Genomic DNA, 19,188 nt, shown 5'->3' with positions numbered 1-19,188 from the left:
CCAGCCCTGAACCGTAATAGTCCCGGGACCGACGCTGTTTTATCTGCCTGCTATCTTTCAATTACCCTTACGCCAACGTCAAAATAATCGGCCGATCATTTGTAATAATGATCGTGTGCTCGTACTGGGCGGCAAAGCCGCCTCCCGGCAGACATAACGTCCATCCGTCCGGCTGCTGGGCGGCATAATCGGCGCCTGTGGACAAGAATGGCTCGATCGTAATGACCTGACCCGCTTTCAACGTACGTTTATCGTGCTTGTTGTAGAAAGGAAGAATCTCTGACGGAGCTTCATGCAGGGATTTGCCGATGCCGTGGCTGCACAAATTTTTAATTACACTATAGCCGCCTTTGGCAGCTTCCGATTCGATGATTCTGCCGATTTCGTTCAATTTGACCCCATGCTTAAGGGAGGAGATAACCTTCATCATCGTCTGGTGCGTATGCTCACAAAGGCGCAGCAAGGCGGGATGATAGGGCGGGATCAGAAAAGAATGCCCTGCATCCGCATAGTAACCCTCGAGTTCTGCCGAAACATCGATATTTATTAAATCACCAGGCTGGAGGATTCGGTCTCCCGGTATTCCATGGGCTGCTTCATGGTTAACGCTGATACATGTGCTGCCGGGAAAATTGTAAACCGCTTTAGGCGCCGATACAGCACCATGCCTGGTCAACAATCTGCCGCCGATCTCATCAAGCTCCTGTGTGGTCATCCCGGCGCGTGTTTGGCGTTTCATTTCATTTATCGTCATGGCCACGATTTTGCCAATCTTCTTAAGACTCTGGATGTCGTTCTCGGATCCTACAGTCATAACAGCCCCTCCAATTCTCGTCTATTCATATTTTACTCTTAATGAAGGGAGATTCCACAATTCTGCCCGCATTCCCCTTCTGCCTATTTTCCCCAAAAAACATGGAAAGACCCTGCGGCATCTGCCGCAGAGTCTTTTAGAGTGGGAAGCGTTATGAAAGAACGATTACCGTTATGCTATTTTCCACTTACCAGAATCCCTTGCGTTCCAGCCGCTAGGGCCCTTTGCCTAAAAATAACCTCCGAAGCCTTCGGTTATTTTTTCTTATACGGGTGTTCATGGATAATCAACTACCTTTCGGAATACACGGTTAACATGCCTTTCCTACGTGTTAATTGATGTTGACCACTTCCCACTTGTTCATTATTAACCTCTAACGGGGGAGATGAAACAGCCTGATTTCATTCCCAACACACACTAAAGGTGTGCTATATAATCAAATGCCGTCGTACCGTAGACACTTATAAAATGTTTATTTAAGTGGGTCAGATCAACAAATCCGCAGGCCGCGATTGCTGAATAAATATCTTTGCTCTGCACAATCAAACGCTTCGCCCGTAAGATTTTGGCATTCAGAAAGTATGGGTAGGGCGAAATCCCGGTATGCGCCTTGAACAATCGGATAAACTGAAACTTCGATAATTGGAGCTCTTGGCAGATCTCATGTCAATGACATTCTTGCGGAAATGGACCTGAATCCAGAACCGAATAGTTTGCTGGATAAAAATAAAACGGCAGCCTGGACATATAATGTCTTGGACTGCCTTTTTTGTGCTTCCTTTATACGCCCTTTCAGCCCTTTCTCGAGTGAATTAGACAGCTAGGTAATGTGTTAAAGTCATATTGACATTATAGAGGGAAGTGGATACGATGATCTGGTTGTAAAGTTGAGACATGCTGCTGAGAGGACTAGAGCGGATTATGAAAAAGAGAGCTGCAGATATCGCATTCATCCTTGCAGGGGCCTTCCTGTTCGCGCTTGCCGTTAATCTGTTCGTCATCCCAAACGAGTTTGGCGAGGGCGGTGTAACAGGGGTCACTATTATTTTGTACTATGTGTTCCAGTGGTCGCCTTCGATCGTCAACATCGTCATTAACGGCTTCCTGCTGATTGTCGGCTACAAATTTCTGGACCGCCAAACGACGCTGTACACGGTCATAGCCGTTGCTTTCAATTCCCTGTTTCTGCATTTGACGGCCGATTGGCGCATCCATTCCGATGAACCGACCATTAATGCGATCTTCGCCGGATTGCTTGTGGGGCTGGGCATCGGCCTGATCGTCCGGGTCGGCGGCACCACGGCGGGAACCGTCATTCTGGCCCGCATTGCCAACAAGTATCTGGACTGGAATATCAGCTACGCGCTGTTGTTCTTTGATCTGATCGTAGCTTTCTCCTCCTACTTCATTATCGGCGCGGAGAAGCTGATGCTGACCATCGTGATTTTGTACGTCGGCACAAAGGTCATGGACTTCATTATCGAGGGACTGAATCCGAAGAAAGCCGTGACGATTGTTTCCGAGAAGCAGGACGACATCGCCGAAAGGGTGATCACCCAAATGGACCGCGGCGTTACGGTGCTGTCCGGCCATGGTTACTACACCAAGAATCCGAAGGAAGTCCTGTATATTGTCATCAGCAAACAGGAGGTATCCCCTCTCAAGAAGATTGTAAAAAACGTCGACCCGTCAGCGTTTGTTACCATCCATGAAGTACGCGACGTGTTTGGCGAGGGATTTCTGGATATTTCGAAATAAGTCCGATTCATAAGCACGATTCACGAAAAAAAAGCCCGGGTACGGCGCTGCGCCGCTGTCCCGGGTTTTTGCATGGATTTTCCATAGCCAATCCTGTTTATTCTACGCTTAATCAAACTTGATCGTCCAGAAGCGTTCCGTGCCGAAGCGGCTTTCCAGATCCTTCTGGCTGGCTTTCTTCAGCTCCGGCACCCAGAACTGCGATTTGTGAGACTGAATGGACGCCGCCTTCTGCTTCACAAAATCTTTGACATCCACGCGGACGTCAGGCGGTCCCAGGATCTCTTCACAGCCTCTGGAGAAGGCCATCGCACGGACCACCGGTCTCCGCTCCGCCGGCAGGTTCTCCACACAGCGGACAACAGCAGCGCCTGTCGCATCATGATCAGGGTGAACCGCATAACCCGGGTAGAACGTATATATGACAGTGGGGTTCAGCTCTTCGATCAAGGCAGAAATTGCGCCGTCCAGCAGCTCCCGATCTTCAAATTCAATCGTCTTATCGTGGAAGCCGAGCATCCGCAGATCTTGAATCCCGATGGCCCGGCAGGACTGCGCCAGCTCTTCCTTGCGGATCTCCGGCAGCGTGATGCGGTTTGCAAACAGCGGGCTGCCCATGTTGCGGGCCATTTGACCCAGCGTCAGGCAGGCGTAGGTCACCTGGGAGCCATTTTTCAAATATTTAGCCAAACTTCCGGATACACTGAAGCTCTCATCGTCCGGGTGAGGCAGTACGACCAGCACACGCTGATTATCAAAACGTTCCATATCCGTGATCATCTCCCCATCTCCATTCCTATCGCATTTCTACATCTCGTATTTCTGCATCATTCAAAAGGGTACGGGCTGAGCTGCAGCGCAACCACCAGCTTGCCGTCCTTGTCATGTCCCGCCATAATCAGCCGGTCATTCTCTGTCTCCTCGTAATGGGTCAAGCCCTCGGAATAAATCCAGCCGTGCTCCATCTTGAGCCCGACCCGGTAATAAGGGCTGACACCGGAAATGCCGCCATGGGCATAGCGGATGACCGCATTTTTAATAAAATTCGCGGCAGGATGACGGGACGCATCGTTGTGTGCGGCATAAGCCCCGTTGGTCAATTCAAGATGTATATATAAGTCTTGGTCTTTCATCTGATCGATTCTCTGCTGAATGTATTCCAGATCAATCGGCAGCATAGGATATCCCTCCATCTATAGCCATCTATGTCCAGCCATTCGTGCACATCAGGCTTGTTCGCGGCTAAATCTCTAACAACCTAATCATTTTATCATATTAAGCGCGGGATTTCCTTCCGCAGGCCGCCGGACCGCCGGAAAACAAACAGACATGCCCAAAGGCATGCCTGTCTCTTAAGCATTTTGTCCTGTAACAGCCGCTCTTAAATGGAGATGTCGAGGCTTTTTCCCAAATTCGGGTCCGCGCTCTTCTCCATCATTTTCACCAAATCCTGGCCCTGGGCCTCCGCCTGGCCTTTCGCCAAAGACAGCACCTGAACACTGACAGCCTGGGACAGCCGGCTCTGGCTCAAAGACATGGACACTGCTGCAATATCCATCCCGCACCTCCTTCCCTATGTCCTTGTTATCGGACGGAAAGGCGGTTTAGTTGACCTTTGGATCAAAAAGCTTATAGAAATGCCCGTTCTCTTCTGCGGCCGGAGCCGAGGTTCTGAACTCGGACGGGGAAACATTTTTATAACGCTTAAAGGTACGGCTGAAATAAGACAAGTCCTGATACCCGGTTGCCAGAGCGATTTCCGAAACCGTCATTCCGGTACTCCGGAGCAGCTCCTCCGACTTGAAGATCCGCAGCTGGTTGACGTATTCGGTGACGGTCCGTCCGGTCAGCTCGCTGAACAGCCTGCTGAAGTGAAACCGGCTGAGTCCCGCCAGCCTGGCCAGCTCTGCGGCGCTGATCTCTCCCAAGTAGTTGGCTTCAATATAGGCAAAAATCGGATCAAAGCGCTCCAGATTCCGCCTCCGGGTATTCTCGCCGGAGCTGGTCTTCGGCGCTGCCACCGCATAATTCCGCACCAGCAGGGCCAGCAGCTTAAAGATCGCCGCCTTGACCGACAGTTCGTAGCCGAGCTTCATCTCTGCAAATTCCTGAACAATGTCCTCTAGTACGGCCCTCACTGCCCCGTCTTCACGGATCAGATGGCTGAACAGCAGGCGGTTCTGCGCGACGGGAGCGATAAACTTGATCTCCAGCGCATCAGGCGACGGGCTCTTCAGCAGCGACAGATCGGCAATCAGCGCATAATACTCCACCCGCTCCGAAAGTGCTCTTCCCTGGTGCAGATCGTTGCTGTTGAGCATCAGGACATCTCCCGGACGCACCTGGACAGGAACCGAATTGCATTCGATAACCGCCTCTCCCTTTGTAAAATAAAGCACCTCCAGATGTTCATGCCAATGCGGCGGGAACATCTCCCCTCCAGCTCCGCTGTGATGACAGGTATGCAGCTTCACCTGAAAATAAGGGTCCGGCATATCCATCGGTTCACGCAGCGATATCGGCTTGTTCATGTCGAATTTCTCCTTCCCGGACCGCACATTTGTTCAAACAATCAGCAAGCCTCTGCATGGCTTTAAGCCGCTTCATGCTTCACAATACAGGTAAATCTTCTCAAATTGAAGGGAGCAGTTCAAGATGTCTATCGTTAAAATCGGCGTCATCGGCACCGGCTCGATATCGGACTTCCATCTCAAAGCCTATGCCGCTCACCCCGAGGCCGAGGTTTACGCCGTATCCGACCTGAATGAAGCCCGGGCGCAGGCTGCTGCCGGCGCTCATGGCGCAGCCAAGGCGTATACCGATTACCGGGACCTGCTCGCTGATCCGGAAATTGATGCCGTCAGCATCTGCACCTGGAACAACACGCATGCCGAGATCTGCATCGCTGCGCTCCAGGCAGGCAAGCATGTGCTGATTGAGAAGCCGCTCTGCCGGACTGTCCAGGAAGCGCTGCAGATTCAGGAAGCGGTTAAGGCTTCCGGCAGGCTGCTGCAGGTCGGCTTCGTCCGCCGCTATGACTCCAACGCCCAGCTGCTGCGCAGCTTCGCCGATCAGGGCGAATTCGGCGACATTTACTACGCCAAAGCCTCCTACATACGGCGGCTCGGCAACCCCGGCGGCTGGTTCAGCGACAAAAGCCGCTCCGGTGGAGGGCCGCTGATCGACATCGGCGTCCACGTCATTGATTTGTGCTGGTATCTGATGGGAAGGCCAAAGGCTGTATCCGTCAGCGGCAACACCTACAGCAGGCTCGGCAACCGGGCCCATATCCAAAATCTCTCCAGCTACAAGGCGGCCGATTACGACGCCCGGTATAACGATGTGGAGGATATGGCCAACGCCCTGATCCGCTTTGAGAACGGCGCCTCGCTGATGGTCGATGTCAGCTTCACGCTGCATGCCAAAGGGGATGAAGGGATCATCAAGCTGTACGGCGACAAAGGCGGCTTCGAGGTCGATCCCGAGGTGTGCATCGTCACGGAGAAGCACGATACCATCCTGAACATCCAGCCACAGACCGACGACTCCGGGTTCCAGTTTGAACAGGCTTTTGCCAATGAAATCGCCCACTTTATTGAATGCGTGCAGCAGAACAAGCAGCCGCTCAGCCCGGTTGAAGACGGGGTCGAGATCATGAAAATTTTAAACGCCGTATATGAGTCCGCCGCAGCGGGAAAGGAGATTTATTTATGAAGCTTGGAATAAGCACTTATAGTTTATTTGGCGCCCTGGAAGCGGGCGAAATGACCGTCCTGGACGTGATTGATTATATCGCCGAAATCGGGGGCGAGCATGTTGAAATTGTACCGCTGGGTTATGACCTGACGGATAACCCCGAGCTGATTGCATCCATCCGCAGCCGCGCGGAGCAGAACGGGCTCGAGCTATCCAACTATGCGATTGATGCTGACTTTCTGCTGGAGGATGAAGAAGCCCTGCACAGCGAGATTGAGCGGGTCAAACGGCAGGTCGACATCGCCGCTGGACTGGGCGTCAAATTGATGCGCCACGACGTCGCCTCCTCCCCGGACGTCTCCATCGGCCACTTTAACGCCGTGGTCAGCCGGCTGGCGGACGCCTGCCGGGAAATCGCCCGGTATGCGGCGCAGTACGGCATTACAACGAGCGTGGAAAATCACCGCTATTTCATTCAGCAGAGCGACCGCGTGCAGACGCTCGTTCAGGCCGTGAACGAGCCCAATTTCCGGACCACGCTGGATATGGGCAACTTCGTCTGTGCGGATGAAGACCCGCTTGCCGCAGTGCGGAACAATCTGCCTTATGCCTCCATCGTTCACGCCAAGGACTTCTATATCCGCCCGGCGGCTGAAGATCCCGGCGAAGGCTGGTTCAGATCCACAGCCGGCAAATACCTGCGCGGCTCGATCTTCGGCCAGGGAGATTTAAACAGCCGCGAAGCGCTGCGGCTGATCAAGCAGTCCGGCTATGACGGGTATATCTCCCTTGAATTCGAAGGGATGGAGCCCTGCCGGGATGGAGCCCGGATCGGCCTGCAGAATCTCCGGCGGTTGCTGGAGGAAGTGTAACAGAGGCTTAGCAAAGGCTAGCAGAATTTTAGTAGAGATTTGATAGAGAATTAAAGCAGGAAACGAACATAGGCGGCCTCTGGTATCGGAGCCGCCTTTGCCTGTTCTGCCATACTTTTTTACACCGCTGCCCTTCGCTCCCTAATAACCCCGGTACCGTTTGATAAACTCCACAGCCTTCCGGATATCCGCCTCCGGCTGCTCGCCGGCTTCCCGCTCGACGGTCAGATAGCCGGTGTACCCGATCTCCTGCAGCGCACCGAAATAGGCGTCAAAATCAACGCTCCCCTCGCCGAGCGGAACCTCCTTAAAGCCGGGCTCCATTCCCAGAGCTTCATGGTCAAGCGCCCCGTACACATCGTAAGGGTTAACCTCGCGCAGGCGCACGCCGTCCTTCACATGAGTGTGCACAATGTAATCCTTCAGCGTACGAACCCCCTGCACCGGATCATCCCCGGTCACCATCACCATATTGGCCGGATCAAAATTAACCGCAATCCCTTTGGTGCCCAGCGAATCCAGAAAAGCTTTCAGCCTTACCGCTGTCTCCGGCCCGGTCTCTATCGCAAAATAGCCGCCAAGCAAATGCGCATAGACCGCAAGCTCGCTGCAGGCCTCCTGCATGACCTTGTAATCCGGGTCACTCTCATCCTCGGGCACGATGCCGATATGCGTAGTGACAACCCGGCAGCCCAAATCGAGCGCGAGGTCAAGCGCCCGCTTCGATTTTTCAATTCTCCAGCCGTTCTGGTCCGGATCCTTGAACCCGTTGCCGCCGAAATCCGCGCACAACGCCGAAATTTCCAGTCCCAGCCCCCGCAGGCTGCGGCTGAGCTCCGCCCGCTTCTGCGCCGTCATACGGGCCGGGTCCATCTCGCCCTGCGTTGCCCAGATCTGCACGCCGTCAGCACCGGCCTCCTTGGCTTTGAGCAGCCCCTCCTGCAGCCCCAAGCCGAAGCTGTCCACAATCACTCCAATCTTATTTCGAAACCTCATGGCGCTCCCCTCTCCCCGATTCCTATTTTTCCAGCCTGAGAATCAACCGCCTATTCAGCCTATTTTTACGTCCAAAATGATACGGTATGCCTGTTGGTTGAAAATTCCGGTATTGAAGTTGTCCCGTTGAAAAATTTCCGGCATGCCAAAAAATCCCCGGCGAAGCTCGCGCTTCACTCGGGGATTACTATTTTCGTTATGCGCCTGGGATGAGAGGCGGGCGTTCGGCCATTCCGGCGCATGCTGGCCGTTCGGCGGTTGCGGCCTCCGGGGTAAGCCATCGCCATCGCACCTCTTCCAGCGCCATCAGCCGCTTAAACGCCTGCGGCTGTTCCGCTGGCGGCTGCTGCCGCTCTGCGCTCCGCCGTGTAGCGGTTCTCCGGCACCGGCAGCCCCAGATTGCCGCGCAGCGTATCGCTTTCATATTCCGTGCGGAACAGCCCGCGCTCCTGCAGAATCGGCACCACCTGGTCTACGAAATCCTCAAGCCCGGTTGGAACCGCGGAAGCGATCATAAATCCGTCCGCGGCGCCGTTCTCGAACCATTCCTGAATGCGGTCCGCCACCTGCTCCGGCGTACCGATGAAGCTGCTGCGCGGCGTCGCCGACTGCAGGGCTGCCTGACGGAGCGTCAAGCCGCGCTCTTTGGCGTCTTGTTTAATCTTATCCGTGCCGCTTTGGAAGCTGTTCCGGCCCAGATCGCCCAGTTCAGGGAACGGTTCGTCAAGCGGATACTGCGAGAAGTCATGGTGCTCGAAGAAGCGGCCCAAATAATCGAGGGCATTCTCGATGGTGACAAGCGACGCGACCTCCTGGTATTTGCGTTCCGCCTCTTCCGGGGTGGCGCCGATAATCGGCGCAATGCCCGGGAAGATCAGCACCTCATCCGGATTGCGTCCGGCTGCCGCTGCCCGCTGCTTCACGTCGCTGTAGAAAGCCGCCGCATCCGCCAGCGTCTCGTGGCCGGTAAAGACGGCGTCCGCCTCTTTGGCCGCATAACTTTTGCCGACCTCGGATGCCCCTGCCTGAAAAATCACCGGCTGCCCCTGCTTGGAACGGGCGATGTTCAGCGGTCCCTTGACCGAGAAGAACTCGCCTTCGTGGTTCAGCGTGTGCAGCTTTGACGGATCGAAGAACTGCCCGGTTTCCTTGTTCCGCACAAACGCGTCATCCTCCCAGGAATCCCACAATCCGCGGGTGACCTGCAGATATTCCGTGGCAATCCGGTACCGCTTGTCGTGGTCAGGATGCTCTCTCTTTCCATAGTTGAGCGCAGAGCCCTCCAGCGGAGAAGTCACCACGTTCCAGCCTGCGCGCCCTCCGCTGATCCTATCAATGGAAGCAAACTGGCGGGCTGCGGTAAACGGCTCGCTGTAGGACGTCGACAGCGTGCCGACAAGACCGATATGACTGCTAACCGCTGCAAGCGCACTGAGGATTGTAATCGGCTCAAACCGGTTCAGGAAGTGCGGGATGGATTTGTCCGTGATATACAAACCGTCTGCAATAAAGATCAAATCCAGCTTCCCGGCTTCCGCCTTCTGCACCCACTGCTTATACAATTCAAAATTCACGCTTGCGTCCGGCTTCGCGTCCGGGTGGCGCCACATCGACGTACCTCCCCCTACTCCGTGCAGCAGTGCTCCCAGCTTTAATTGTTTTGGTTTGGCCATGATTATAATCCTCCTTTAATTGATTGGGGCAGAATGCTCTGCGGAAAAGACTCTGCAAATAGCGCCGGTTCGCACCCCCCGCCTATACGGCAGCCGCGGCCAAAGCCTGCTTCATACGACCGATCTGGCCCAGGTGATTCTGGACATGCGCGGCAAAGAGCCGCACAATCTCCGTTATGCTCACTTCCTCGCCTTTGGCGTTGATGCCCTTCTTCTCCCAGTCCTGCGGCGTTAAACGCTGCAGCAGACGGGCGTTATACCGAAGCAGGGCGCCATATGCCTCGAACACGTCCTCCGTTTCGCCCTCATTGGCATGCTGGCCGGTAATCCAGCTGTCCTGGCTGAAGACCGGCAGCGTCTTGCCGGTGCCTGCCAGAATGTCGCGGATGCGGAACGATACGACGATGAGGTGGTCGGCCAAGTGAGTCAGCACTTCCTTGACGCTCCAAACCTCCGGCGACTGCTTCCACGCCAGCTGCTGCGGGCTTAAGCCTTCCACCGCTTCCTTCAGCTGGTTATAAGCCTCTGATAAAGCCTGAATCCGAGCTTCGCTCATTGCAATTCCTCCCGGTTATAAAAATAAAGCTTTGACCGCAGAGCGGTGAAAGCGGGATAACGCAAAAGGGCTGAGATTAAAGTAAGGATGAGATCACAGAAGGACTGAGATCATAGAAGGACTGAGTTCACAGGAGGACTGCCTGCCCGCTCCGGAGTCACAGCCCTTCTCCGCCTTTCGCAAGCTGCTCAAGAGCAAGCTCCGCAAGCCGCGAGAAGAAGGCAATGCTCACAGGCAGCGCCGCTTCGTCCAGATTGAAGCCGGGATGATGCCATTCCTCGGTTCCGTTTGTGCCCATAAACACGAACAAGCCCGGCACATGCCGCTGGTAGACGGCAAAATCCTCGCCTGCCGGCGAAGGCACCGGCACGATGGCCGTGTAACCCGCTTCCCGGGCGGCCTGTGTGCCGAGCGCCGCAAGCGCGGCGTCATTGTGCACCGGCGGCGGCCCCTCGATGAAGCGGAGCTCCGCCTCCGTGCCGAAGCTGGCCGCCGTGCCTTCCACCACCTGGCGGAAGCGGTCCAGCACGCGCCGGCGGACGCCTTCCTCAAAGGTGCGGATAGTGCCCTCCAGCACCGCAAGCTCCGGAACGACATTCCAGATCGTTCCGCTGTTGAACTTCGTGACGCTGACCACTGCACTCTGCAGCGAGCCGACATTCCGGCTCACGATGGACTGCAGCGCCGTCACGATATGCGAAGCGGCCACGATCGGGTCGAGGCCCGCTTCGGGTACGGCGGCGTGCGTGCCCTTGCCGCGCACCTGCACCACAAAGCCGTCGGCGGCCGCCATCAGCGGGCCCTCCTTGATCCCGATCGTGCCGACCGGCAGATCGGGCTTGTTGTGCATCCCGAAGATGGCCGCTACTCCCTCCAGCGCTCCGCTGCCGACCACCTGCTGCGCACCTTTCGCTTTCTCCTCGGCCGGCTGGAAGATCAGCCGGACCGTGCCCGAAAGCTCCTGCTCGCGCAGCTTCAGGGCGTGCGCGGTCCCGATCAGCGCCGCAGTGTGAAAATCATGTCCGCAGGCGTGCATGCTGCCCGGGATCGCGGAAGCATAGGGCAATCCCGTGTCCTCCGTAACGGGGAGGGCGTCAATGTCGGCCCGGATCGCAATGACCGGACCGGGCCGCAGTCCGCCCACCTCCGCAACGAGCCCGGTGCGGAGCTTGAAGGCATCCGCGATCCGGATGCCCAGCTCCTCCAGCCGCGCCCGGATATAAGCGGTCGTCTCCACCTCTTCGCCGGACAGCTCCGGGTACTGGTGCAGATGCCTGCGGATCTTCACCCACTGCCCGAAGCCGGGCTCAGCGGCGGTTTCGGTATGTAAAGGCTGGTCAGCCATAATCATCCACCTCCTTGTACGGATCAGCAGCTGTTCTGTCTATCTGTACTATCCTCTTCGCTCCAGCTTCAAGCCTCGGCCGGCACCCCGGCCAATGCCTCGTTCAGCAGTTCAAAGGACCGGAGCCGTTTGGCGAACGGCTGGATGTTGGTCGTGAAGACAAATTCCTCTACGCCGCAAGCTTCCTGCAGCTCAAGCAGCTTCCGCCGCACCGTCTCTTTGGTGCCCTTCACCACGGAAGGCTCCAGCTCCTCAATCGTATATGGCTCGCCGGACTGCCGGGCAAATTCCTCCGCCTGCTCGATCGTGCCGACGGTCAGCGTCTTCCCGCTGGACAAATGAATTTTGACCAGCTTGTAGCTGCCGGCCAGCTCCGCCGCTTCCTCCTCCGTGTCCGCGACGACAACCGAAAGGGCCACAATGATTTCGGGCTTCAGGCCGGGCTGAGCTTTCTCCCTGGCATACCTGGCAAAAGCATCCCGGTAAGCCTGAACCGCTTCGGCCGCCTGGGCTTCATCCCCGTTGATGAACAGGGAGAACACATATGGCAGTCCGAGCTCGGCGGCGATAGCGGCGCTGCCGGTGCTTGCGCCGAGAACATACAGCTGCGGCGCGGTGAGCGGCAGCGGTGTCGCCCGCAGACCGGCAAGCGGATGATCTTCGGCCAGCCCGCCGCCAAGATGCTGGGCGACCTCGGCGATCTTCTCCGTAAGGGTCTCGTTATCCCCGCCGCCTCTTTGCAGCGCCTGCGTGCTGCGCGGAAGGCCGCCGGGCGCCCGGCCGATGCCGAGATCTACGCGCCCCGGTGCGAGGGTGGCCAGCACGTTGAAATTTTCCGCGACCTTGTACGGGCTGTAATGCTGAAGCATGACTCCTCCCGAGCCGATCCGGATCGTGCTGGTCTTGGCCAGCAGATGCGAAATCAGCACCTCCGGCGATGAGCCGGCTACCTGGCTGGAGTCGTGATGCTCGGAGACCCAGAAGCGCCCGAACCCCAGCTCTTCCGCTTTCTGCGCCAGCTCAACCGTGTGAGCCAAAGCTGCCTCGCAGGTTTCACCGGGATAGACCGGACTTTGATCCAGTACGCTGATCTTGATTGCCATATACATTCCCCCTGTTCAGGCTAAAGTTAAGATCATTTAAATGCTGTAGTTCGGCTCAGGCGTAATCCGCTTCAGGAACTGCCGGGTCCGCTCTTCCTTCGGACGGCTCAGCACCTCGGCCGGGCTGCCTTCCTCGACTATGACCCCGCCGTCCATAAAAACAATATGATTCGCCACATCCCTGGCAAAGCCGATCTCATGCGTAACGACAATCATGGTGATGCCTTCTGCCGCAATCCTGCGGATCACCTCCAGCACCTCGCCCACCAGCTCGGGGTCCAGGGCCGAGGTCGGCTCATCAAAGAGGATGACTTCCGGCTCCAAGGCCAGTGCACGGGCTATGCCGACACGCTGCTGCTGCCCGCCGGACAGCTGGCTCGGGTACGCGTCCAGCCTGGAGCCGAGGCCCACCTTCTCCAGCAGCTCCGCGCTGCGCCGGTAAGCCTCTTCTTTGGACAGCTTCTTGACGACAAGCAGCCCTTCCATAACGTTCTCCACCGCCGTTTTGTGGCGGAACAGATTATACTGCTGGAACACCATGGCCGATTTCTGGCGCAGCGCGTGGATCTCTTTTTTGCCGGCATGCCTGCAGTTCAAATGATAATCCCCGATCAGGATTTCGCCGTCGCCCGGCTTCTCCAGGTAATTCACGCAGCGCAGCAGCGTCGTTTTGCCGGAGCCGCTCGGGCCCAGAATGACGACAACCTCCCCTTTTTGCACGGTCAGATCAATCCCCTTCAGCACCTGCTGCCTGCCGAAGGATTTGTGAATGTTCTTCAGCTTGATCATACGATACCACCCCGGTTGTACAGATTCATGCGTTTCTCAATAACGGCGGTCAGCCGCTCGATAAGGAGCGTAAGCCCCCAGAAGATCAGGGCAGCAGCGATATAGGCCTCGAAAAATTTCCAGTTGGTCGAAGCAACGATCTGCGCCTTCGCATTGATGTCGACCACCGAAACCGTGAAGGCCAGCGTGGAGCCGTGCAGCATCCCGATCACCGAGTTGGACAGGTTGGGAATGCTGACCGACAAAGCCTGTGGAAAAATAATCCGGCGCAGCGCCTGCGGCGTGGTCATGCCGACGGAATAAGCCGCCTCCAGCTGTCCGCGGTCAACGGCGAGCAGTCCCGAGCGGATCACTTCCGACATGTACGCTCCGGCGGTAATAGAGAATGAAATAAAGGCAAACCCGATCATCGGAATGGAAGCCGATTTGAAGCCCCAGCCAAATTGGGCCGATAAAGCATCCAGCAGAACCGGCAGCCCGAAATAAATCAGCAGCAGATGCGTCAGCATCGGGGTGCCGCGGATAAAGGTAACGTAAGCGGAAGCCGCCTGCCCCAGAACAGGCACCTTGTAGATCCGGGCCAGAGCCGCCAGCAGTCCGATGACGAATCCGGCCAAAACGGAAACCAGTGTAATAACGAGGGTCGTCGGGATCGCCGGCAGGATCTGCAGGAACGCCGTCCAGATAAAAGTAAGGTCGATTTTCACAGCTCAGCGCCTCCTTTGCCTGCATTAGCATCTGCAATCAGCTGACGGTAAGAGCGGGCTCTCGGAAGCCTGAACCAAAGCCGGAACCGCCCGCCGCCTGTGCTCACCGGCTGTTCGTGTCGGAGCAGCCTGCGTTCCGCCAGCTTCAGCAGACGTTCGAGCACCAGACTGATGACCAGGTAGATCAAAGCCAGCGAGATATAAGCTTCCACAAAATGCTGGGTCAGCGCGCCGAGCGTCTGCGCCTTGCCCGTAAGCTCCATGACGCCCAGCGTGAACGCGAGCGAGGTATCCTTGAGCAGGGCCAGCACGACATTCGAGAAGACCGGCACAGCTACCGCCAGCGCCTGCGGCCAGACGATGCGCGAGAATGCCTGATAACCTGTCATGCCTACCGCGTAAGCGGCTTCGATCTGCCCGCGGTTAACGGCCGTTACCGAGGCCCGGATCGTCTCGGACAGAAAGGCTCCGGTGTTAAGCCCGTAGGTGATGATAACGAAGAACAGCACCGGCGCTTTGGAAATATCAATGCCGGCAAGCTTCAGAATCTCCGGCAAGCCGTAATAGAACAGGAACAGCTGAATCAGAATCGGGGTGCCCCGGAAGAAAGAAACGTAAACCTGGGAGAATCTTTTTAAGACGGGTACGTTGTACATACGTGGAAGCGCAACAAGGAAACCGGCGAAGATCCCCGCGGCCAGCGAACCGGCGACAATCAGCAGCGTAAGGCCAAGCGTATCAAGCAGCTTGGGGAAGAAGCGGAAGATAAAGGAAAGGTCAAACGGCGCTCCCATAGAGGTTCCCTCCGTTTCTGCAGAATAACGATTAATGGATTGGGCCCGGCGCGGGCCGGTGTGGTCTTGGTGCGGTCTTGGAGTGGACTCGGTTTAGAATCTGAAGATCCGGCAGCTTACTTGCCTGAAGCGGAATCCGAGGTAAAATCTTCGCCCAGCCATTCCTTGCTCAGCTTGCCCAGCGTTCCGTCGGCCTTCAGTTCCTTAATCGCCCCGTCGATGTCATCGGCCAGCTTCTGTTCAGCCGGATCGTCCTTGCGGAACACAAACAGGATGTCGGCTTCGGACAGATCATCTCCGGTCGTCTTGAGCTTGTTCTGCGGATCAATCAGAGAGCGGGTAAAATCAGCCCCCAGCGTAGCCTCAACCCGGCCGCTCGTAATCTGGCTCACCGTATCATTGGCCGCCCCGCTCTGGTACACGATATTGATCGCATTATTATGCGTCTTGTTGTAATTCTCCAGAATCTGCGCTTCCGCGCTGGTCGCGCTGGTCAGCACCTTCTTGCCCTGCAGGTCATCCAGCGACTGGATGCTGTTGTTGTCCTTCGCCACAATAATTTTGTTTCTCCAGTGGGCGTAAGGCTCTTTGTTAAACAAGTATTTCTCCTCCCGCTCCGGATTCTTCTCCATCTCATGAGCGACAAAATCAATCTTCTTCGTCTCCAGGCTCAGCAGCAGGTTGGAGAATTCCTGGGTCTGGAACTCAAATTCGTATTGGGGAAGGCGGTTGTCGATTTCCTTCACCAGCTCCACATCAAAGCCGGTCAATTTGCCGTTCTCGTCAAGGAAGCACACCTGCGGGAACCCGGTTCCTGTGCCGACGATAATTTTGGTCACGGTCTGGTTATCGTTTGCCGCGGCGGCTTTGACGCTGCCTGCAGCACTGTTCTTGTCATTCCCGCACCCGGCGATCACCCCGGCCGTCAACAAAATTCCGAATAAGGCAGCGCTCGTTCTTCTCATCATTTGAATCCCCCTCTGAATCAAATTATTGTTTAATCGAAAATGATTCTTTACTCCATAAAACCCATCTGATTAGTAAGAATTAAGTTGATACTAACTTTACCTTGATTTCAGTCAGGCGTCTAATAGAGTTTTTCTATTTAACTATGCAAAAATCAAATCGGAGCCAGGTTCAGCTCCTCCCCTAATTCCAGCAGGGTTTGAATGACCGGCAGATGCTCGCCGTTCAGGGAGATCAGGCTGGTCTGCAGCGCGATGCCGGCCGTTTCCGCAATATCTACAGGAATCAGCTCGCCGCTCTCCACCTCCTGCCTGACGCTTACCCCGGGCAGAAAGGCGATGCCGGCCTCGCTGAGGACCAGCTTCTTGGCCGTCTCGGAGTTATCCACCTGGTACAAAATGTCCGGCGGCTGCTTCAAGCTTTCAAACGCACGCTGAATGCTCATCCAGTCGAGGGAGCCGCATTCAAAGAAGATCAGCTTCTCCTGGCTGATGTCCTGAATGGAGGCCGATTTGGCCGAGGCTAAGGGATGATTTTTATATACATACAATCGGATGGGATCTTTCAGGAAGGAATAGGATTGGAAGCTAGGATTCACGATTTTGCGCACGAAGGCGAGATCGAGCTCCCTGGCAGCAAGCTTGGCGGCAAGCACGTCGGTCGGGGCCGTGACAAGCTTGAATTTGGTCTCGGGAAATTTGCGGTGCAGGCCGCTGAGCAGGGCAGGCATTAAATAATTGGACACGGAAGCGGTGCTGCCAATCCGCAGCTCGCCCGGAAGCGACTTGTCGGAGCGGAGATGATGCTTGCCCTTCTGATAAGTCTGAAGAATCTGCTGGGCGTAGGGAAGAAACTGCCTCCCCTCCTCTGTTAATTGAATCTGCTTGCCCAGCCGGTCAAACAGCCTGCAGTCCAGCTCGCGCTCCAGCGACTGAATCCTTGCCGTTACCGTTGGCTGAGAAATAAACAGAATGTCTGCCGCCTTGTTAAAGCTGCCGTAGTGATGGATATAGATAAAGGCCTCGATATGGTCTATGTTCATTCTAACCCTCCCTATTCCCTAATAATCAATAAAAATAGTCGGATTTAAGATAAGACTGACTGGCTTAAATTACCTTAATGTTAGGCAGTTCTCTATTTAATGTCAATGGAGAGCAGAAAAAAAAACACCTCCTAAAGTCCGCGCCCGTACTCAGGCCAATATCCGCTTTAAGAGATGCGCTTCAGAATGTTCCGGCCATGGCAGCCGCAGCAAGAAGTTAATAGCGCTCCAAGGCGCTGCCTGCCGGAAGCTCAATTTCAATGGTTGTTCCTTCGTCGACCCTGCTTGTGATGCCCAGCTTCCCTTTGTGCTGCTCGATAATATTTCTGCTGGTCATAAACCCGAGGCCTGTACCGCTGTCTTTGGTGGTGAAAAAGGGTTCGCCGATCTTCTCCAGCAGCTCCGGCGGAATTCCGGTCCCGGTGTCTGTGAATAAAATCCGCAAGCCACGGGAATGGACGGAATCGGGAGGATGCAGGCTGATCGTCAGCGTCCCGCCGTCAGGCATGGCTTCAATAGCATTTTTAATAAAATTGATAAACACCTGCTTGATCTGGTTCTCATCACAGAGCACCTCAGGCGATTCCGTAACCGTAAAGTCCTGCAGGCAGATTTCGATGCTGTTCATATTGGCTTCGCCGCCAAGCAGAGATACCACTTGATCGAGGAGGAGCCGGATATTTTTAGATTCAAATTTCGATAATTGAGGCTTGGCGAGTGCCAGCATTTCATTCAGAATCAGCTCAATCCTGTCGATCTCCGTATTGACGATTTCGAAATATTGCTGCTTGCGCTCCGAATTCTGCAGCAGCTTCAGGAAGCCCTTGATCGAAGTGATCGGGTTCCGGATTTCATGCGCGACGGCGGCCGCCAGCTGGCCGGTCAGGGACAGCTTCTCTGACTCCATCATGAGCTGCTCCGCTTTCCTGATCGGCGTGATGTCCCTGAAGAACAGCGCCATTCCTCCCGTTTCGTTCCGCCCGTATTTCAGCGGGAAGCTGGTTAGCGAAATATGGACCGGTGTTCCATCCTCTTTCATAAAAATGGTCTCAAACCCGGTAACGGTATGCTCCCGGATGACCTTATCGGCCAGCTGCCTCAAATCGGCTTCCTGGTCCGCTCTTATGCAGGGCAGCCGGCTCCAGTGGCAGTCAAGCACCTGCAAGAGCGGCCAGCCGAGCAGATCGGTGAAGGACCGGTTCGCCTGAATAACGTATCCGCCCCGGTCAAAGATCAGGATCGGATCAAGGTTAAAAGCGAACAGATCATGAAACTGGCTGGTCAGCGCGCCTTTTTCCGTTATGTCCTTAAGGATTGCGCCCAGCGCCTCCATCCGGCCGGAATCGCCGCATATCGGAAAATGCTTGATAAAGACCGAAATCAGCTTCCCGTCTTTGGTCCGCTGGATCGTTTCGTATTCGAGCTTCTGCCCGGAGGAGATCTTCTCCCCCTGCTCGTTAAAGCTGCTTAAAATCTCCTGAAGCTTCGGCAGTGGAAATGCCGGGAGGAAATCGCCGATTACCTCGGATTCCTGATAACCAAACATCTTCTCAAATGCCGCATTAAGCTTGAGCACCCGCCCTTCCAGGCTGAAGACGGCAGCGGCGTCCGAATTCAGATGGTACAGCGCGTTTCTGAACTCCCATCCGGTCTTGTCCCTCTCGTCCGGACCCTCAATTGTCATGTTGGTAAGGTGAATTACGACCAGAAACGGGTCCATTACCGGCATTTTTGACAGGCGGGCCAGGCCCCGTATAATATGTCCCTGTTTATGTAAGTATCGGCTTTCTATCTGCATCGGATCTGAATCTTCTGCAGCCCAGCTGCGGAAATCCTTCTGTACGGCAAGCACATCTTCAGGATGAATAAACTGATACGCAGGTTCTCCCAGAAGCTCATGCTCCTCATACCCGAGAAATCGGCACAGCGCAGGATTAATCTTGATCAGGATTCCCTGACTGTCCATTAATGCTGCTCCAGCAGCTGTTCCAAACACAGAATCCGGCCGCTGTTCCCCGTCTGGTGCTAAAGTCTTGTTGTTCGTTGTCATTAAGGCTCTCCTAGATTACTGTTTAAA

19 protein-coding genes and 1 pseudogene are annotated in these 19,188 nt (G+C 55.5%); 3 read left to right on the top strand and 17 right to left on the bottom strand.

From position 1 onward, the window contains the following. Positions 1-67 precede the first annotated feature (67 nt). Both map and FCN15_RS08555 read right to left on the bottom strand, forming a co-directional pair. Positions 68-814, bottom strand: coding sequence for a type I methionyl aminopeptidase (map, locus tag FCN15_RS08560; protein ID WP_138494598.1), 747 nt, complete (start codon positions 812-814; stop codon positions 68-70). Positions 815-1,231: 417 nt separating this feature from the next. Further along, positions 1,232-1,477: pseudogene (locus tag FCN15_RS08555) on the bottom strand (helix-turn-helix domain-containing protein); the annotation flags it as partial. Positions 1,478-1,735: 258 nt separating this feature from the next. Between FCN15_RS08555 and FCN15_RS08550 the strand changes: the two are divergent. After that, entirely contained in the window at positions 1,736-2,572 is an 837-nt protein-coding gene (locus FCN15_RS08550; protein WP_138494597.1) for a YitT family protein, read from the top strand. Positions 2,573-2,680: 108 nt separating this feature from the next. Here the strand turns inward: FCN15_RS08550 and bshB2 are convergent, their stop codons facing one another. The 4 genes from bshB2 to FCN15_RS08530 form a co-directional block, all read right to left on the bottom strand. Further along, complete coding sequence (bshB2, locus tag FCN15_RS08545) at positions 2,681-3,340, bottom strand: bacillithiol biosynthesis deacetylase BshB2 (protein WP_138494720.1); 660 nt, start codon at positions 3,338-3,340, stop codon at positions 2,681-2,683. 59 nt (positions 3,341-3,399) lie between these two features. Next, positions 3,400-3,750, bottom strand: a complete 351-nt coding sequence (locus FCN15_RS08540) for a YojF family protein (RefSeq protein ID WP_138494596.1) — start codon at positions 3,748-3,750, stop codon at positions 3,400-3,402. A gap of 203 nt (positions 3,751-3,953) precedes the next feature. After that, positions 3,954-4,130 (bottom strand): YjfB family protein, encoded by a 177-nt coding sequence (locus FCN15_RS08535; RefSeq protein WP_138494595.1) that lies wholly within the window; start codon positions 4,128-4,130, stop codon positions 3,954-3,956. A gap of 46 nt (positions 4,131-4,176) precedes the next feature. After that, a complete protein-coding gene (locus FCN15_RS08530) occupies positions 4,177-5,103 on the bottom strand; it encodes an AraC family transcriptional regulator (RefSeq protein WP_138494594.1) in 927 nt (308 codons plus the stop codon). A gap of 124 nt (positions 5,104-5,227) precedes the next feature. Between FCN15_RS08530 and FCN15_RS08525 the strand changes: the two genes are divergently transcribed. Together FCN15_RS08525 and FCN15_RS08520 are read left to right on the top strand one after the other, a co-directional pair. After that, on the top strand, positions 5,228-6,286 hold the full coding sequence (locus FCN15_RS08525; RefSeq protein WP_138494593.1) for a Gfo/Idh/MocA family protein: 1,059 nt from the start codon (positions 5,228-5,230) through the stop codon (positions 6,284-6,286). Next, positions 6,283-7,140 carry a sugar phosphate isomerase/epimerase family protein gene (locus tag FCN15_RS08520; protein ID WP_138494592.1) on the top strand — a complete coding sequence of 286 codons (858 nt, stop codon included), beginning with the start codon at positions 6,283-6,285 and terminating at the stop codon, positions 7,138-7,140. The genes FCN15_RS08525 and FCN15_RS08520 overlap by 4 nt, the downstream gene beginning before the upstream one ends. Positions 7,141-7,281: 141 nt before the next feature. On the opposite strand, the gene FCN15_RS08515 is transcribed toward FCN15_RS08520, so the two are convergent. From FCN15_RS08515 to FCN15_RS08465, 11 genes are all read right to left on the bottom strand, one after another. Beyond that, positions 7,282-8,136, bottom strand: a complete 855-nt coding sequence (locus FCN15_RS08515) for a sugar phosphate isomerase/epimerase family protein (protein ID WP_138494591.1) — start codon at positions 8,134-8,136, stop codon at positions 7,282-7,284. A gap of 314 nt (positions 8,137-8,450) precedes the next feature. Then, positions 8,451-9,809, bottom strand: a complete 1,359-nt coding sequence (locus FCN15_RS08510; protein ID WP_138494590.1) for an LLM class flavin-dependent oxidoreductase — start codon at positions 9,807-9,809, stop codon at positions 8,451-8,453. Between the two features lie 82 nt (positions 9,810-9,891). Then, on the bottom strand, positions 9,892-10,365 hold the full coding sequence (locus tag FCN15_RS08505) for a DinB family protein (RefSeq protein ID WP_138494589.1): 474 nt from the start codon (positions 10,363-10,365) through the stop codon (positions 9,892-9,894). A gap of 157 nt (positions 10,366-10,522) precedes the next feature. Next, the gene (locus FCN15_RS08500; RefSeq protein ID WP_138494588.1) at positions 10,523-11,710 is read right to left on the bottom strand and encodes an amidohydrolase; all 1,188 of its coding nucleotides are present in this window, start codon (positions 11,708-11,710) and stop codon (positions 10,523-10,525) included. A 68-nt stretch (positions 11,711-11,778) separates the two neighbouring features. Next, positions 11,779-12,813 carry an LLM class flavin-dependent oxidoreductase gene (locus FCN15_RS08495; protein ID WP_138494587.1) on the bottom strand — a complete coding sequence of 345 codons (1,035 nt, stop codon included), beginning with the start codon at positions 12,811-12,813 and terminating at the stop codon, positions 11,779-11,781. Positions 12,814-12,849: 36 nt separating this feature from the next. Then, complete coding sequence (locus FCN15_RS08490) at positions 12,850-13,602, bottom strand: amino acid ABC transporter ATP-binding protein (RefSeq protein WP_138494586.1); 753 nt, start codon at positions 13,600-13,602, stop codon at positions 12,850-12,852. Next, on the bottom strand, positions 13,599-14,309 hold the full coding sequence (locus tag FCN15_RS08485) for an amino acid ABC transporter permease (RefSeq protein WP_138494585.1): 711 nt from the start codon (positions 14,307-14,309) through the stop codon (positions 13,599-13,601). The genes FCN15_RS08490 and FCN15_RS08485 overlap by 4 nt, the downstream gene beginning before the upstream one ends. Next, positions 14,306-15,103 carry an amino acid ABC transporter permease gene (locus FCN15_RS08480; RefSeq protein ID WP_138494584.1) on the bottom strand — a complete coding sequence of 266 codons (798 nt, stop codon included), beginning with the start codon at positions 15,101-15,103 and terminating at the stop codon, positions 14,306-14,308. The genes FCN15_RS08485 and FCN15_RS08480 overlap by 4 nt, the downstream gene beginning before the upstream one ends. Positions 15,104-15,219: 116 nt before the next feature. Continuing rightward, a complete protein-coding gene (locus FCN15_RS08475; RefSeq protein WP_138494719.1) occupies positions 15,220-16,068 on the bottom strand; it encodes a transporter substrate-binding domain-containing protein in 849 nt (282 codons plus the stop codon). A gap of 155 nt (positions 16,069-16,223) precedes the next feature. Continuing rightward, complete coding sequence (locus FCN15_RS08470) at positions 16,224-17,111, bottom strand: LysR family transcriptional regulator (protein ID WP_138494583.1); 888 nt, start codon at positions 17,109-17,111, stop codon at positions 16,224-16,226. Between the two features lie 217 nt (positions 17,112-17,328). Continuing rightward, complete coding sequence (locus FCN15_RS08465) at positions 17,329-19,161, bottom strand: PAS domain-containing protein (RefSeq protein WP_138494582.1); 1,833 nt, start codon at positions 19,159-19,161, stop codon at positions 17,329-17,331. Between the last annotated feature and the right edge of the window lie 27 nt (positions 19,162-19,188).

Origin of the sequence: Paenibacillus pinistramenti (genome assembly GCF_005869875.1) — a bacterium.
In the GTDB taxonomy this organism is placed as follows: Bacteria; Bacillota; Bacilli; order Paenibacillales; family Paenibacillaceae; genus Fontibacillus; species Fontibacillus pinistramenti.
The sequence above is the reverse complement of the archived record's forward strand: the minus strand, read 5'-3'. Positions and strand labels throughout refer to the sequence as shown.

Bases quoted from the DNA above. Each gene is read 5' to 3' on its own strand.
- map (WP_138494598.1), bottom strand. From the start codon at position 814: ATGACTGTAGGATCCGAGAACGACATCCAGAGTCTTAAGAAGATTGGC.
- FCN15_RS08550 (WP_138494597.1), top strand. From the start codon at position 1,736: ATGAAAAAGAGAGCTGCAGATATCGCATTCATCCTTGCAGGGGCCTTC.
- bshB2 (WP_138494720.1), bottom strand. From the start codon at position 3,340: ATGGAACGTTTTGATAATCAGCGTGTGCTGGTCGTACTGCCTCACCCG.
- FCN15_RS08540 (WP_138494596.1), bottom strand. From the start codon at position 3,750: ATGCTGCCGATTGATCTGGAATACATTCAGCAGAGAATCGATCAGATG.
- FCN15_RS08535 (WP_138494595.1), bottom strand. From the start codon at position 4,130: ATGGATATTGCAGCAGTGTCCATGTCTTTGAGCCAGAGCCGGCTGTCC.
- FCN15_RS08530 (WP_138494594.1), bottom strand. From the start codon at position 5,103: ATGAACAAGCCGATATCGCTGCGTGAACCGATGGATATGCCGGACCCT.
- FCN15_RS08525 (WP_138494593.1), top strand. From the start codon at position 5,228: ATGTCTATCGTTAAAATCGGCGTCATCGGCACCGGCTCGATATCGGAC.
- FCN15_RS08520 (WP_138494592.1), top strand. From the start codon at position 6,283: ATGAAGCTTGGAATAAGCACTTATAGTTTATTTGGCGCCCTGGAAGCG.
- FCN15_RS08515 (WP_138494591.1), bottom strand. From the start codon at position 8,136: ATGAGGTTTCGAAATAAGATTGGAGTGATTGTGGACAGCTTCGGCTTG.
- FCN15_RS08510 (WP_138494590.1), bottom strand. From the start codon at position 9,809: ATGGCCAAACCAAAACAATTAAAGCTGGGAGCACTGCTGCACGGAGTA.
- FCN15_RS08505 (WP_138494589.1), bottom strand. From the start codon at position 10,365: ATGAGCGAAGCTCGGATTCAGGCTTTATCAGAGGCTTATAACCAGCTG.
- FCN15_RS08500 (WP_138494588.1), bottom strand. From the start codon at position 11,710: ATGGCTGACCAGCCTTTACATACCGAAACCGCCGCTGAGCCCGGCTTC.
- FCN15_RS08495 (WP_138494587.1), bottom strand. From the start codon at position 12,813: ATGGCAATCAAGATCAGCGTACTGGATCAAAGTCCGGTCTATCCCGGT.
- FCN15_RS08490 (WP_138494586.1), bottom strand. From the start codon at position 13,602: ATGATCAAGCTGAAGAACATTCACAAATCCTTCGGCAGGCAGCAGGTG.
- FCN15_RS08480 (WP_138494584.1), bottom strand. From the start codon at position 15,103: ATGGGAGCGCCGTTTGACCTTTCCTTTATCTTCCGCTTCTTCCCCAAG.
- FCN15_RS08475 (WP_138494719.1), bottom strand. From the start codon at position 16,068: ATGAGAAGAACGAGCGCTGCCTTATTCGGAATTTTGTTGACGGCCGGG.
- FCN15_RS08470 (WP_138494583.1), bottom strand. From the start codon at position 17,111: ATGAACATAGACCATATCGAGGCCTTTATCTATATCCATCACTACGGC.
- FCN15_RS08465 (WP_138494582.1), bottom strand. From the start codon at position 19,161: ATGACAACGAACAACAAGACTTTAGCACCAGACGGGGAACAGCGGCCG.